Genomic DNA, 13,047 nt, shown 5'->3' on the forward strand with positions numbered 1-13,047 from the left:
AAATATGCCTGACGAGGTGCTCGACGGCGGCTACAGGTTCACCTGGCGGTCGATGGTCGGGGTGTTCGTTGTTGGTGTGCTTCTGCCCACTGTCGTTGCGGCCCTCCGCTTGTTCGGAATTGGATTGTCGAACAGTGCCTTTTTCGGGCAGGCGCCGGCCCATCCAGTCGACCCCTCGCAGGACCTTACCCTGTGGGTGACCGCCTTCATCCTTGCGGCGGCGGTGACGCTCCTTGCGGCCATGGCGGTATTCGAGATGGCCCACAAACGATTTCCTGTGGCCGGGGCCGTGATTCTGGTCATTGGGGTTGTACCGATGACCCTGAACTGGTTCGTGTTGAAGTTGTGAGTAACGGGGCCTTTGTGGGAGTGAAGCCCGGATCTGCCGTTGCTCATCCTCAGGAACGAGCGACAAGCATTCGTCTCGACGAATCGCACTATGAGACGCCGTCGTGCTCCGGTGCAGGCTAGATCAAACTGTCGAAGTTCGCCGTGATCACCACTCGGATGTACCCGCCCACGACGATGCCGCGGTCGGTACCTTCAGTCCCTGCGTTAGGTCCTTCTCATCCGCCCCGAAGTAGCCTCGCAGAGACCACGTCGGGCGCCCCTGGTCCGCCCGAATTCCGCAAGAAGGGCGGAACAGCCCAAGGGAACCCCGAGTCCAGCGCTTCCCCCCAAAGTTGCACGTCAATTGGTGATGCTGGCGGTTCGGCGTCTGGCTCCTACGCGAGCGCGATACACGGATTGAATCCTGGACGACTTCCCAGCCAGTCGGGATGGCCACTGCCCGGGAAACTCCGAGCTGCAACGCGACGACGCCTGGTCGCGCATGCCCGCTCACCGCCATAGTGACGGTCGGATCGTTTACATGAGTTGCGGAGAAGTGCGCTGTCGACGGCCGCACCCAGTCCCGGCACATCGTGAGCAATACTCAGACGGGAAGCTGCACGCGCTACGAAGCGATGGCCTTCCGGTACCAGGCAGATATCGCGCACGAATGCGGGAGGCGCACGGAAAGTTTGATGCCAAGCTCCGATTGAATCTCTTTGCCATCAAAGACATGGTCCTCCATTAGGAGCTCGGCGGCATGCACGAGAGAGGGAACACCATGCAACGCAAGCAACGCTTCTTTTCGACTGAATGATCGATCTCCGGGAGACCGTTGAAGGCGAGAAGCCAACCAGTTCACCAGTTCTCTCACGGTGATTGGCTCCGAGGCCACGGCGTCGTAGTGGGGGCGTCGAAGCTCGGGTATACGGGCCATCGTCTCGACGATTCCGGCGAGAGACTCAACATCGATGACCGAATGCCGTGCTGCCCCGTCGTCGACGACGCCGCCGAGCGCCTCCTGAAACGCCCAGACGCCCGGTCCGACCCACCGGTCGCCGACGCCGACTACCAGGTGAGGTCGGAGGACATGCCCGCCGGCCTCGACCGTCGAGCGTTCGGCCGCAGCCCGAGCCGTGCTTCGAGCTGACCGCGGGTTGATTGTTGGGAGCTTTCCATCTGATCTGCCGTGAGGCCCAGGACCGTACACTGCCGCAGTGCTCAAATAGATCAATCGAGGGACACGGTGATGCGCGACGGCCTTTGCAATGTTCTCGCTACCGATCCGGTTCACCTGGTCGCTGAGGCCGGCATCTGATCCCACGTACGACGTCGCGTTGATTACGACATCGGCACCCTCGGTGACACGCCAAACTTCGGAGAGATTCCGTACATCAACGCAGCTGACCCCAGCCTCTGATCCTTGCCGGGACGCTGCAGCAACAGCGATTTCCGGGTCCTGCAGCAATCGACGGTAAATTGCTGTGCCGATGAACCCCGTCGCCCCGAGTAGAACGATGCGGCTGCGCGTGAGTTTCTGCGCTTCCTTCATGGTCTCCTCACTACGATTGCGGGAGCCGGCATTCGCTGGATGTGCGCCACGGGAGGGTCATGACGCGACAAGAACGGGGTAAAGCGACGAGAGCACGCATCATTCTCGGTGCGGCGGAGGTGATCTACCAGATCGGCTATGCGAGCGCGACGCTCGGTGAGATCACCGTCGCTTCGGGTGTGACGAAGGGAGCGCTGTACTTCCATTTCCAATCCAAGGAGGATGTCGCCCGAGCGATTGTCGAGGAGCAACACCGGATCACGCGTGAGGCGGCTGCGGAGATCTTGCAGGCACCAGCAACCCCGCTCGAGCAGATGATGCGTCTTTGCGCAGACCTTGCGGAGCGTCTGATTGACGATGTAGTCGTTCGGGCTGGTATCCGGCTGACGACTGATGCGTCGACGTTCGAGCACCCACTGAGGGATCCGTATCTCGACTGGATCGAGACGTTCTCGGAGCTCGCCGAGCTGGCACGTCGGGCAGGTGACATCACGGAGGAGATCTCGCCCACCGTGCTGGGGGAGTTCATCATTCCGGCCTTCACTGGTGTTCAGCTTGTCTCGGATGCGTTTAACGAACGCCATGACTTGAATCTTCGGTTGAATCGGATGTGGACGATCCTCGTGCACGCAATTGTGGCTGTCGAGCAGCGGCCCGCCGCCCTATCGACGGTTGACGATGTTTTTGGAGCCGACCCAAAGTCGGTGCCCGCTTGATCTCATAATGTGCGGTGACGGCCACTCGGCCGGCCTGTGACAAGGTCAGGGTGTCCGGGCCCTTGGCCTCGAGTGTCGCACAGGGCTGATGCTCGATTACGGAGGTGAACGAACCTTCGAATCGTGCTAGCTCGGCAGTCGCATCGGAGGCCCGAAGCCGGACCATCTGGCGCGCGGCGATCACGACACCGATGCCCGGGAAATGATCGAGCGGATGGTCGAAGAGCACCGCGTCGCGAGCATCTGTGCTGACGGACCAAGCATCCTCGCCGATCTCCGATAGAAGCACATGCAGCAGGTCGATCTCGCCTACCCGTCGGGGTTCAACGAGGTCCTCCATCGTGCGGGGTTCAAGGCGGCGCTCGCGCCCGGCCCTCATTCTCGCGTAGGCGCTCTCCGACGCAAGGATTGCATCGCCACGACCCCTTGCGATGAGGACGTCATTGCAGCTGAGCTCAACATGCGCTTCGAGACTCCGCAGACCACCGCGGCCGGTTCGGTGGATCGACTGGCACTCAATGCGAGCGACCAGCTCCAAAGATTCGGCCTCAGCCTCGGCCGGGAGCAAACCCGTCTCGAGTTCGAACGCCAGTCCCGTCATGAGAAAGCGGGTCCCGAACTCGACCTGGAATGCCCGATGGCAAGTGAGTATCGTCAGCTGCCGAATCGTTTCCGCCACCAGCACAGAATCCACGTGCCGAGCCGTGTAAAACGAGTGGGAGCGAGGCCATTGAAGACCGGCCCAAAAGATCCCGTCTTCAGCGGAGCGAAAATCGGTGGGCAGTACCTCCGAGGTCGACCATCGGTGCACCTCGGCGCGAGGAACGGGTTGGTCGAAACTCAGTCGGGGACGCTGCATCTGGGCCGCCCTTCAAACGGATCAGGAGCGAAACCCCCTCGCCTCCCGCGAAGAATAGCATGCCGTTCGACCGGTTTTGTACGCCGCTCGAAATGCATGGGCAAGCCCGCATTCGGGGCCACAGAGATCATTCCTGTGTGGCTCGAAATCCCATCGATCTAGGGTTCCGTGCGTTGCTTCCCGCCGCGTCCAGCTGGCCGAGCCGGCTGGACGCGGCGGGAAGCGTTTTGGACATGGGTCAAGCCGTCCTCTGATCGGGGCTCAAAGCGCGGCAACTTTACGTCGGCGGCGAGACCAATTCACGTCTTCGGCGGAGACAAATGTTGTGTCTTCCGACACATTCGTCGTCGGACGTTGCCACCATAGCCTTGCGAAAGAGCCGCCCACATCGAGCGGCAATGGGTTAGGAGCGTGAATGAGATCAAACATCTTTCGGTCAACTCCCAAGCGGGCCTGGCAGACGATTGCCGCAATCGGTGTGGCCTCGGTTGCTGTCGGCGTAACGGTCGTCGGTGGAGCGCTGACCGCGGTGGCGGCCGATGACCTTTCGCCTGCGGTGACAGATGCGACGGGCTCCTTCTATTCCGAGGACCAGATAGATCAGGTCTGGGCCTCGGTGACGGCTGCGTGGCCAGAACCACTTCCTGACCAGGTGGAGTTTCCAACAAAAGCTCCGGCGTTCTTCCATCCGACTGATGGCAAGGAGTACCTCTTCCAGGAAGAGCTGCCGAACCTCATCGCTGCACGCTACTGGCGGTGCGCCTGGATCGACGAGGAGATCGCAGCTTCCTCCGCAAGTGCTCAGGCGACAAAGGCAGCGGCGCAGGGGCAACTTCGAAAGTATCAAGAGCTGCCGGGCGTCAAAAAGAAGGTCAACGTGAAGGAGTACGAAACCGGCCTTGCTGAGCTCGCGTCGTCGCGTGGACAGCGAGCGCTGGTGGCTGAATACGAGATCGAGTGCGGTGTCTACAGCGCTCAGGAAGAGGGGAAGTAGCCGATGCGAAGAACATCTACTCGCCGTTCGATCTGGCGCGTTGCAGCCTCGGGGATGGCTGCTCTAGCGCTCACCGTTCTGATTGCTCAACCTGCCAGTGCCAATCAGATCCCATTGAGTGGCGACGGCTATGTCGGCGTCGTCAAGGCGTGGGACACGCCGCGGACGAACACCTTTGCGCAGAGTTACGTCGCGTTCCAACAGACTGGAAACGGCGCGGCCGGCTCTCTTTGGCTCGCTCTCAGGAACACTTCGGGTACAACATTCGCCCGAGGGCAGTCGGCGGGTGCTTGGACCACTATCTACAACGACAACGGCAATCCGTACCAGCCGTCCGGAACCTTCTACATCAACAGTGAAATGACCGGAGCCTGCGGAGGTAGCGGTTGTGGCCTAGTCGGCTGGACAGCGAACTTCCAGTGGAACATCAAGTGGACATGAGCAATTAACACTGAGGAGCGCTCCCGTGCATAAGCTCGAGAGCGCTCCCCTGGGTCTACTGGGGTGCGCTTGGAGCCCCATGTGGAGCAATTGGATCCAACTGCCGGGTGCTTGGACCACAATCGGGGTCGCGCCCTGGTTGACACCAGGCCGGCGCCCTCGGATCTCGAGGGTGGATGCCGAGACGCATGGATCTTGACACTAGACAACACATGGCTGTCGACACGAGCAGGGGAAACGCAATGATGAGGTCTAGGCAGGGTCGGGCGCCTTCGCTCTTGGTTCTAGCAGTGTTGGGGGTGCTGTTGTTGACCGGCTGTGCAGCCGGTGAGGCCGATGGTGCAGGCGACCCGCCGACGGCGACGAATTCTGCGATGCCGACAGATGACACACCGGCAGCCGCCGCTGGTACGGCTGTCGACGCATCAATCGCGGCTACGTGCGCAGCCGTCTCACTCATTGGCACGACCGAGGACAATGCTCGAACGGACCTCGAGCGGGGCGCGATCAGCCCCGAACAATACATCTCGCTCATAGAGGCTTCTGCCACCGGGTTCGACTCGCTGCTCGCCCTGCCTGAAGCGCAACGAGGACTCCGTGAAGACGTCCAAGCGGTTGTGGCATACATCGGTTCAGCTCCCACGTCGGCCGACGGTGCTCGCTTCGACCCGACCGTGTCGGAGTACCGAAATGTCCTCGAACCAATTCGTGCAGCCTGTGCCTCCAACCTGTCGGAGATTTCCACATTTGCCACAACGGGCGGGTAACAGCTCGGTGCTGAGCGCTCGCTGGAGGCCCGACGGCTTGCGGTTTGGCCCGTAGGTCCACCCTGCACAACAGCACTGAAGCGATCACGCGTTGGGCGGGTGAGGTCAAGTCCCTGATGGTGGTGTAGCGCGGTGTGCTTCGATCTGATGGTCAGGCCCTGAGTGCGAGGACTGGGTCGGCGGTCACCTCGGCTCCGGTGTCGGCGACGAGGGTGAGGCGGCTCTTGGCGAGGGTGTCGAGTCCGAGGTAGCGGCGGCCTTCGGCCATTCACCTGTCTGCACGGCCAGGACGGCACCGACGAGCCGAGTGATCGCGTCGCGGTTGGGGAAGATCCCGACACTGTCTGTACGCGGCGGATCTCGCGATGATGTCGGCGTGGGCGGCATCGAGGTGCTCGAACGCGTCGGGCAGCTTCCCCCTCGACGTAGTCCAAGAGCCGGTCGAACTGGGCGCGCACGCTCTTGGCGTCGGGCTGGTCGTAGACGGCGTGCAGCATCGCTTTCACGGCCGGCCACATGCTCTTCGGTGTCACGGACATGAGGTTCGCGGCGTAGTGGGTGCGGCAGCGCTGCCAGGCGGCTCCGGGCAGGTTCGCTGCGATCGCCGCGACGAGGCCGGCGTGCGCGTCGGAAGTCACCAAACGGACTCGGGTGAGGCCGCGGGCGACGAGGTCAGCGAAGAACGAGTTCCACGCTGGCCCGGTTTCCGACGTGGCCACGCGCAGGCCGAGGACCTCACGGCGCCCCCTCAGCGCTGGCGCCCGTGGCGGCCAGGACGACATCATTGATGACCCGCCCGCCTTCGCGGACTTTCATCGTGAGCGCATCGGCCGCGACGAACGTGAACGGGCCCGCGTCGCCCAGCGGGCGGTGTCGAAACTGGTTGACGTGCTTGTCGGGCTCGCCCGCCATGCGGGATACCTGTGACTTGGACAGCGTGGATGCCCAAAGTCTTGACGAGCTTGTCCATCCGCGGGTGCTGACCCCGGCGAGGTAGCAGTCCGCCACGATTGCGATCAGGGCGGCTTCGGCGCATTTGCGGCGTTGGAGGAGCCATTCCGGGAAGTATGTCCCGGACCGCAGCTTCGAGATGGCGACGTCGATCGTGCCGACCTTGGTGCCCAGCTCACGGGTGCGTAACCGTTGGGCTGCGCCGTCCGGTCAGGGCTGGGCTTGCCCCACTCGGCACCGACGACCGCGTCCACGTCCAAGCGACGAGGCCGGCCGCCGAGCGCTACACCACGCTTCGGGGCACTACTGCGGGTGGAGTGGTTGACGGCGAGCAGGGGTCTTAAATGTGCCCGATTTCTCGAGTTGATAGTCGGCTCCGACAGCATCGGCCCGCGCTTTTCGGTTGAAACATACTTGTGGACCGGTTTTTTGTGTATCATCTGGGCATCGAAGCGTCGAGCTAGATCGCGAAGGACGGTGCCGGTGATTAAGCAAGCTTGCTGCCCACATCGAGTGGTGGTCGCGTCTCCGCGTCCGCTCCTCATCACTGGTGTTGTGCAGGCAGTCCAGAGTTGCGATAACGCACTCGTCGCCGCCACCGCGCGAAACGTCTGGCAAGCCGCATCCGCGCTTGCGGGCGCGGAGGCAGACCTACTGATCCTGGATACGGACCTGATCATGGATACCGATGGGGACAGGGTCCTGCCCGACGAGCTCTTCGTGATGACAGGGTCACGGCGGCGTATACCGGTCATCGCGATTGGCGGGGCTCGACCGAGCGTCCACTCACGCGCCGGGGCCGCTTTCTACGAGGCGGTTCTGTTGCCGTTTTCGGCGGACCCGCGCCAACTGATTTACACCGTTGAGAGTCTCCTTCACGACGCTCGTAGCGGCAATCGGTCTCCACATTCGAGGACGCGGGCGGGTGAGTTGTCCGCTCGGCAAGTGCAAGTCCTCAACCTGGCCGCAACAGGAAGAACGAACCATCAAATCGCCGCGTCCCTGTGCATCGCCGAAGGTACGGTGAAGCGGCATCTATTCGACGCTTTCCGCAGTTTGCTCGCGACGTCTCGCATGGACGCGGTCAACCGAGCGCGAACTCTTGGCTACGCGGTCTGAGAGTCGAGCGGGGTGGTCGTACTCGGATGGCCGTCGCTCTCATTCAGCCGTCGCTCTCATTCATAGGGAGTTGAGGGTCATGCATGATTGCTTACCTCAGACCGCTGCAACGTATAGCCACGATGGTGGCTTCGGGATGAGCTTTGCGCTGCTGCTCGTCGGCTGCACACCCTCAGTTCTCTCTACCGCGGCCGGCCTCACGAAGCTGCGTCGACCCTGACCTCTCGCTTGAGGCAGGGTGAACCCCAGCGGAGACGTAGACAACGCCGGCCTGCTTCCATGCGTCGATTCAATCCTTGGTCGCGTTCCCCTCGAGTGAGTTCGCGTGCGCTTCGCGGCGCTCGGCAGAGTCCCACTCCCCCGCTCCACCCTCGCGCAGCTCGGATGCCTCGACGGTCGGCGTAGCCTCGCCGTGCTCACGCTCGGCGCGCTCGTCGACGCGATCAGCGTGCTCGAGCAGCCGGTGTGCATCGGCCTCTTCCTCGGCCTCACGCTGACAGCTCGACGTCGGCGAGCTGCCGGTCAGCCTCGACGCCGGCGAGGGCTTCACGAACCGCCGCAGGGTCGGCGCCAGGGTTGCCGACGTCGATGCCGTACCGGGCCTGCACCTCTTCGCGGATGCGGTCGCTTGCGCGGCGCGCATCCTCGTCGTGCGAGCTCCACACGGTCGCGGTCTCGTAGGCGTGAGAGATCTCCTGCGTGCCAGCCCGATCCCACCAGCTTCGTCGCTACTCGACCAACGACTCTCGCCCTACGGGGTCACGATGTCGAACGACGGGTCGCCGGCATCGAGCACGCCGAGCAGCGTCGGCATCGCTCCGGTGTCGCCCGAGACCTCGAGGCCCGGCGACGTCAGATCACCGCCGACGAGGCGGATCATGCGCGCCTTCGTCAGCGTGAGCGTGGCATCCGCCGACTCGGCGTCGGCCGGCTTCTCGACGGCGATGAAGACGCCGTTGTGCAGCGACGCGCGGTAGTTCGTGTCGAGGTCGGTGAACGTGACGTCCAACGCGAGGGTCAGTTCCCACGCTTTCGGCCCGTTCACCGAGATGGCAATCGCGTCGAAGATCTGCTCGGGACTCAACTGCCCGAGGATCGCGGGGGCGCTCGTCGCCGTCGGGGTTCCGAAGTTGCCGACCCGCAGCTCGGTCGCACCAGAGAGGAAGAAGTTTCGCCACGTGCCGTTCTCGGCGCCGTACGCGAGCTGCTCGAGCGTGTCGGCGTACAGCGCCCGCGCCGCCGCGTGCGATTCGTCGGCGAAGACTGCGTGGTCGAGCAGCGTGGCCGCCCATCGGAAGTCGCCCGAGTCGAACGCCGCTTGCGCAACGTCGACGACGCGGTCGATGCCGCCGATCGCGTCGACGTAGCGAGTCGCGAGGTTCGACGGCGTGTGCGCCCAGAGCCGCGCTGGGTTGCCGTCGAACCAGCCCATGTAGCGCTGGTAGATCGCCTTGACGTTATGGCTGACCGATCCGTAATAGCCACGAGCGTTCCACGCGTTCTCGAGCGCCGGCGGCAGCTCGAACATCTCGGCGATCTCGGCGCCGGTGCATCCCTGGTTCAAGAGACGCAGGGTCTGATCGTGCAGGTAGGCGTAGAGGTCGCGCTGAGTGCCGATGAACTCCACGATGCGCTCGCCACCCCAGGTCGGCCAGTGGTGGGAGGCGAAGACCGCATCGGTCTTGCCGCCGAACGTCTCGATCGCCTCGGTCAGATACGCCGACCACACGTGCGGGTCGCGCACGAGCGCACCGCGGAGGGTCACCAGGTTGTGCAGGGTGTGCGTCGCGTTCTCGGCCATGCACAGCGCCCGGTACCGCGGGAAGTAGAAGTGCATCTCGGCCGGCGCCTCGGTGCCGGGCGCCATCTGGAACTCGATCTCGATGCCGTCGATGGTGTGCGTCTCGCCGGTGGTCGTCACCTCGAGCGTCGGCACGATCAGGCCCACCTCTCCACTCGAGGCGGTCTGGCCGAGCCCTGCCCCGACCTGACCCTGCGGACCGCGATCGAGCACTGCGCCGTACATGTATCCGGCCCGGCGTGCCATGGCGGTGCCTGCGTAGACGTTCTCGGCCACAGCATGCCCCACGAACCCCTCGGGGGCGAGCACCGCGATCGTGCCCGCGTCGACCTCCGCCTGGGTCGCGACGCCGAAGACGCCGCCGAAGTGGTCGACGTGGCTGTGCGAGTAGATGACCGCGACCACCTTCCGGTCGCCCCGGTGCGTGCGGTAGAGCCCGAGGGCAGCGGCGGCCGTCTCCGTGGAGATCAGCGGGTCGATGACGATGACGCCGGTGTCGCCCTCGACGAAGGTGATGTTCGAGAGGTCGAGCCCGCGCACCTGGTAGATGCCCTCGACGACTTCGTAGAGACCCTGCTTGGCGACGAGCGACGACTGCCGCCAGAGGCTGGGGTTCACCGTTGTGGGGGCGTCGCCCGAGATGAACGCGTAGCTGTCGTTGTCCCACACAACCCTGCCGTCGGCCGCGTGCACCACCCCGGGATCGAGCGCGCCGAGGAACCCGCGATCGGCGTCGTCGAAGTCCTGCGTATCCGAGAACGGCAATGAGCTGCGCAACGCGTGATGTGCAGCCTCGATCGAGGCGGATGCGGGCTTCTGGTCCATGGACTCCCCCTGAGCGTCAGTGACTGATCCGACTATGGCACCTGCACCCCGTACCCCGGTAGGGGTGCTGAACGGCTCCAGGGGGTGATGATCATCCGGCCGCCGCGTTCCTAACCTGCCTGCGTGGGCGGATGGGCCGCCCGGATGGAGCTGATCATGACCGACACGCTCGCACGTTCGCCCGGGCTCGCCCGCCGTGGTGCAGTCGATCCCGCCGGAGCATCCGCCCGCCATTCTTCAGGGGTCGCCCGCGACTCGAGCGTCGACGCGATCCGGGCGATGCTGCTCGTGGTGGTCTTCGCCCTGCACGCGATGATGGTCGGCGTGAGCGTCGGCCCCGACGGCCCAGTGCTGCAGAACGCGCTCGAGGGGCAGGCGTGGTTCGGCCCCGTGAGCTGGGTGGTTCAGATCATGCCGCTCTTCTTCATCGCCGGCGGGTTCTCGAGCTTCCACCACTGGCGTTCGATGCGCGCACGAGGGGCGAGCGAAGCCGACTACGTGCGGGCACGTCTCGAGCGGCTCGTGCGGCCCGCGATCGCACTCGTCACCGTGGTCGCCGGCGCGCTCGTCGCCCTCAGTCTCGCCGGGCTCGCGCCCGAACTCGTGGCGACCGCAGGGTTCCGCATCGGCCAGCCGTTGTGGTTCCTCGGCGTGTACGTGCTCACCTCGGCGCTCGTGCCCGTGATGGTGCGCGCGCATGAACGGGCACGGGTGCTCACCCCGATCGCTCTGCTCGCAGGAGTCGTCGCCGTCGACGTGCTGCGCATCTCGACCGGCGTCGAGGGGATCGGGTTCCTCAACCTGCTGCTGGTGTGGCTGCTCGTGCAACAGCTCGGCTTCCACCTCGCCGATGGCGGTCTGGACCGGCTCGCACGCACCACGCTCTGGGGCGTGGCCGCGGCATCCCTCGCGCTGCTCGCCGTGCTGACCATCGCCGGGCCCTACTCCCTCGACATGTACGAGAACCTCAACCCGCCGACCGTGTGCCTCGTGGTGCTCGGTATCGCCCAACTCGCGCTCTTCCAGATGGCACGCCCGGTCATCCGCGCCTGGGTCGAGCGAGCGGATGCCTCGAGGCTCGTCTCAGCCGTCGGCGAGCGCGCGATGACCGTCTACCTCTGGCACCTGCCCGTGCTCATCCTGCTCGCCGGCGCACTGCTCGTCGCGAACGCCGGATTCGGGCTCCCCCTTCCCGAACCGCTGAGCTTCGAGTGGTGGGCGAGCCGGGGGCTCTGGCTGAGCGTCGCCGCGGCGGTCGTGGTGCCCGTCACCCTGGTGTTCGCACGATTCGAGCGGTCGAGGGCGGCGGGGCGCGCGCCGTCAGCCGGGACATCCGCCGCTTCGACGCCCGCGCCGACGGCGCCGACGGCGTGGTCGACCACGATCGATGCCGTCTGCGGTGGCGCGGGAGTCGCCGTCGTGCTCGTGACCGGGTTCGGCCCGCTGCAAGCCGTCATCTCGCTCGCGCTGCTCGGGGTCGCGTTGCGCGGCAGCGCGAGGCTGCGGGCGTCGGTTCAGCGCAGGTCGCGCCGCAGCGGAATCGCGATCGCGACGACGGCACCGGCGACAGCGTAAGCAAGGAGTACGAGCGCCCCGACGAGCGGCGACATCGTGGTCGTCGCCGCCATCGGGAGCTGGTCGGCGATCGCGTCGCTGAGGAACGTGAAGTCCGTCAGCGATGCGGTCGCCCCGCCCGGGAGGAACGGGTGGATGATGTTCACCCCCGGGATGATCATCAGCACGTGCTCGAGGAAGTAGAAGTATCCGAGCACGATGCCGAGGGGAAGGCCTCGTCGCATGGCGACGAGCCTCCGAAGGCCGGTCGGGTGCAGGAACGTGCCGAGCTTTTGCGGCCCGACACGACGAGCCCCGAGCGGATGCCCAGAACTTCGGAGGTCCAACCCGAGAGCAGGCCGACGTGGGTGACCGCGACTCGGTGCACCGCGAAGCGACTGCTGCCGGTCATGATCGCCTCCCAACCAGGGAATTCGATGTACAGAGTCGAGGCGTCGACGCGGATGGCGGTCATGGGAACCGGTCCCTTCACTGGCATACTCGAACGAGAGGAATGAGAATGTTCTCATGTTGAGAATAGTGAGCTGGAGGACCGATGCGCAAACCGTCGCCGATCGCCGACGTCGTCATGCACCCCGTACGGCTGCGCATCATCCAGCAGCTCGGCGCGCGCGAGGTCACAACCGCTGACCTGCGCAGCGCTTTGCCCGACATCCCGCAGGCGACGCTCTACCGCCACGTCGCCGCACTCATCGACGCCGACATTCTCACGGTCGTCGATGAGCGTCGGGTGCGCGGCGCCGTCGAGCGCACTTTCGCCCTGGGCGAGCGCATGGCCCACGTCGATCACGACGAGTTGCGCGAGATGGGCAGCCGCGAGCTGCAACAGGCCTTCCTCACGTTCCTCGCTCACCTCGGCGAGGGCTTCGACCGCGCGAGCGTCGCCGACGACCCCGACTTTCGCGAGTTCCTCGGCTTCGGTGAGATGCGGCTGCACGTCACACGCGACGATCTCGCCGTGATCCAAGCAGGGCTCGGCGAGCTGCTCTCGCCGTACCTCGCGGCCGACGGCGACGGCCGGCGCACTGTCATCCTCGCCACCGCCCTGATGCCGACCGACGGCGCAGCATCTCCGGGTTGAATCGCCCTCCGATGCTCGGGGGACGCCGCTGCGGAA

General features: G+C 64.8%; 13 protein-coding genes and 3 pseudogenes. 8 read left to right on the forward strand and 8 right to left on the reverse strand.

The window, feature by feature from the left end:
- Positions 1–4: 4 nt before the first annotated feature.
- Positions 5–349 carry a hypothetical protein gene (locus AC1C2T_RS01405; RefSeq protein ID WP_495383974.1) on the forward strand — a complete coding sequence of 115 codons (345 nt, stop codon included), beginning with the start codon at positions 5–7 and terminating at the stop codon, positions 347–349.
- Positions 350–955: 606 nt separating this feature from the next.
- Here the strand turns inward: AC1C2T_RS01405 and AC1C2T_RS01410 are convergent.
- Positions 956–1,882, reverse strand: coding sequence for an NAD-dependent epimerase/dehydratase family protein (locus AC1C2T_RS01410; RefSeq protein WP_495383975.1), 927 nt, complete (start codon positions 1,880–1,882; stop codon positions 956–958).
- A 59-nt stretch (positions 1,883–1,941) separates the two neighbouring features.
- On the opposite strand from AC1C2T_RS01410, the gene AC1C2T_RS01415 reads away from it, so the two are divergent.
- Positions 1,942–2,598: a ScbR family autoregulator-binding transcription factor gene (locus tag AC1C2T_RS01415; protein ID WP_495383976.1), complete on the forward strand. Its 657-nt coding sequence runs from the start codon at positions 1,942–1,944 to the stop codon at positions 2,596–2,598.
- A gap of 160 nt (positions 2,599–2,758) precedes the next feature.
- Here the strand turns inward: AC1C2T_RS01415 and AC1C2T_RS01420 are convergent.
- Positions 2,759–3,457, reverse strand: a pseudogene (locus tag AC1C2T_RS01420) (AfsA-related hotdog domain-containing protein); the annotation flags it as partial.
- A gap of 415 nt (positions 3,458–3,872) precedes the next feature.
- On the opposite strand from AC1C2T_RS01420, the gene AC1C2T_RS01425 reads away from it, so the two are divergent.
- From AC1C2T_RS01425 to AC1C2T_RS01435, 3 genes are all read left to right on the forward strand, one after another.
- The gene (locus AC1C2T_RS01425) at positions 3,873–4,451 is read left to right on the forward strand and encodes a hypothetical protein (protein ID WP_495383977.1); all 579 of its coding nucleotides are present in this window, start codon (positions 3,873–3,875) and stop codon (positions 4,449–4,451) included.
- Positions 4,452–4,505: 54 nt separating this feature from the next.
- On the forward strand, positions 4,506–4,892 hold the full coding sequence (locus AC1C2T_RS01430; protein ID WP_495383978.1) for a hypothetical protein: 387 nt from the start codon (positions 4,506–4,508) through the stop codon (positions 4,890–4,892).
- Positions 4,893–5,104: 212 nt separating this feature from the next.
- Complete coding sequence (locus AC1C2T_RS01435) at positions 5,105–5,659, forward strand: hypothetical protein (protein WP_495383979.1); 555 nt, start codon at positions 5,105–5,107, stop codon at positions 5,657–5,659.
- A 151-nt stretch (positions 5,660–5,810) separates the two neighbouring features.
- On the opposite strand, the pseudogene AC1C2T_RS01440 reads toward AC1C2T_RS01435, so the two are convergent.
- From AC1C2T_RS01440 to AC1C2T_RS01450, 3 genes and pseudogenes are all read right to left on the reverse strand, one after another.
- Positions 5,811–6,010 (reverse strand): annotated as a pseudogene (locus tag AC1C2T_RS01440) (transposase); the annotation flags it as partial.
- A 134-nt stretch (positions 6,011–6,144) separates the two neighbouring features.
- A pseudogene (locus AC1C2T_RS01445) lies at positions 6,145–6,444 on the reverse strand (transposase); the annotation flags it as partial.
- Positions 6,395–6,784: a transposase gene (locus AC1C2T_RS01450; RefSeq protein WP_495385379.1), complete on the reverse strand. Its 390-nt coding sequence runs from the start codon at positions 6,782–6,784 to the stop codon at positions 6,395–6,397. The pseudogene AC1C2T_RS01445 and the gene AC1C2T_RS01450, both read right to left, overlap by 50 nt.
- A 549-nt stretch (positions 6,785–7,333) precedes the next feature.
- Here AC1C2T_RS01450 and AC1C2T_RS01455 point away from each other — a divergent pair.
- Entirely contained in the window at positions 7,334–7,729 is a 396-nt protein-coding gene (locus AC1C2T_RS01455; RefSeq protein ID WP_495385380.1) for a LuxR family transcriptional regulator, read from the forward strand.
- 488 nt (positions 7,730–8,217) lie between these two features.
- On the opposite strand, the gene AC1C2T_RS01460 is transcribed toward AC1C2T_RS01455, so the two are convergent.
- Positions 8,218–8,394 (reverse strand): hypothetical protein, encoded by a 177-nt coding sequence (locus AC1C2T_RS01460; protein WP_495383980.1) that lies wholly within the window; start codon positions 8,392–8,394, stop codon positions 8,218–8,220.
- A gap of 86 nt (positions 8,395–8,480) precedes the next feature.
- Positions 8,481–10,355, reverse strand: coding sequence for an alkyl/aryl-sulfatase (locus tag AC1C2T_RS01465; protein WP_495383981.1), 1,875 nt, complete (start codon positions 10,353–10,355; stop codon positions 8,481–8,483).
- A gap of 156 nt (positions 10,356–10,511) precedes the next feature.
- Between AC1C2T_RS01465 and AC1C2T_RS01470 the strand changes: the two genes are divergently transcribed.
- Entirely contained in the window at positions 10,512–11,930 is a 1,419-nt protein-coding gene (locus AC1C2T_RS01470) for an acyltransferase family protein (protein WP_495383982.1), read from the forward strand.
- On the opposite strand, the gene AC1C2T_RS01475 is transcribed toward AC1C2T_RS01470, so the two are convergent.
- Complete coding sequence (locus AC1C2T_RS01475) at positions 11,870–12,154, reverse strand: hypothetical protein (protein ID WP_495383983.1); 285 nt, start codon at positions 12,152–12,154, stop codon at positions 11,870–11,872. The two genes, AC1C2T_RS01470 and AC1C2T_RS01475, sit on opposite strands and share 61 nt — an antisense overlap.
- 311 nt (positions 12,155–12,465) lie before the next feature.
- Here AC1C2T_RS01475 and AC1C2T_RS01480 point away from each other — a divergent pair, with 311 nt between their 5' ends.
- A complete protein-coding gene (locus AC1C2T_RS01480) occupies positions 12,466–13,011 on the forward strand; it encodes a helix-turn-helix domain-containing protein (protein ID WP_495383984.1) in 546 nt (181 codons plus the stop codon).
- Positions 13,012–13,047 lie beyond the last annotated feature (36 nt).

The organism is Agromyces sp. Y558 (assembly GCF_059445415.1).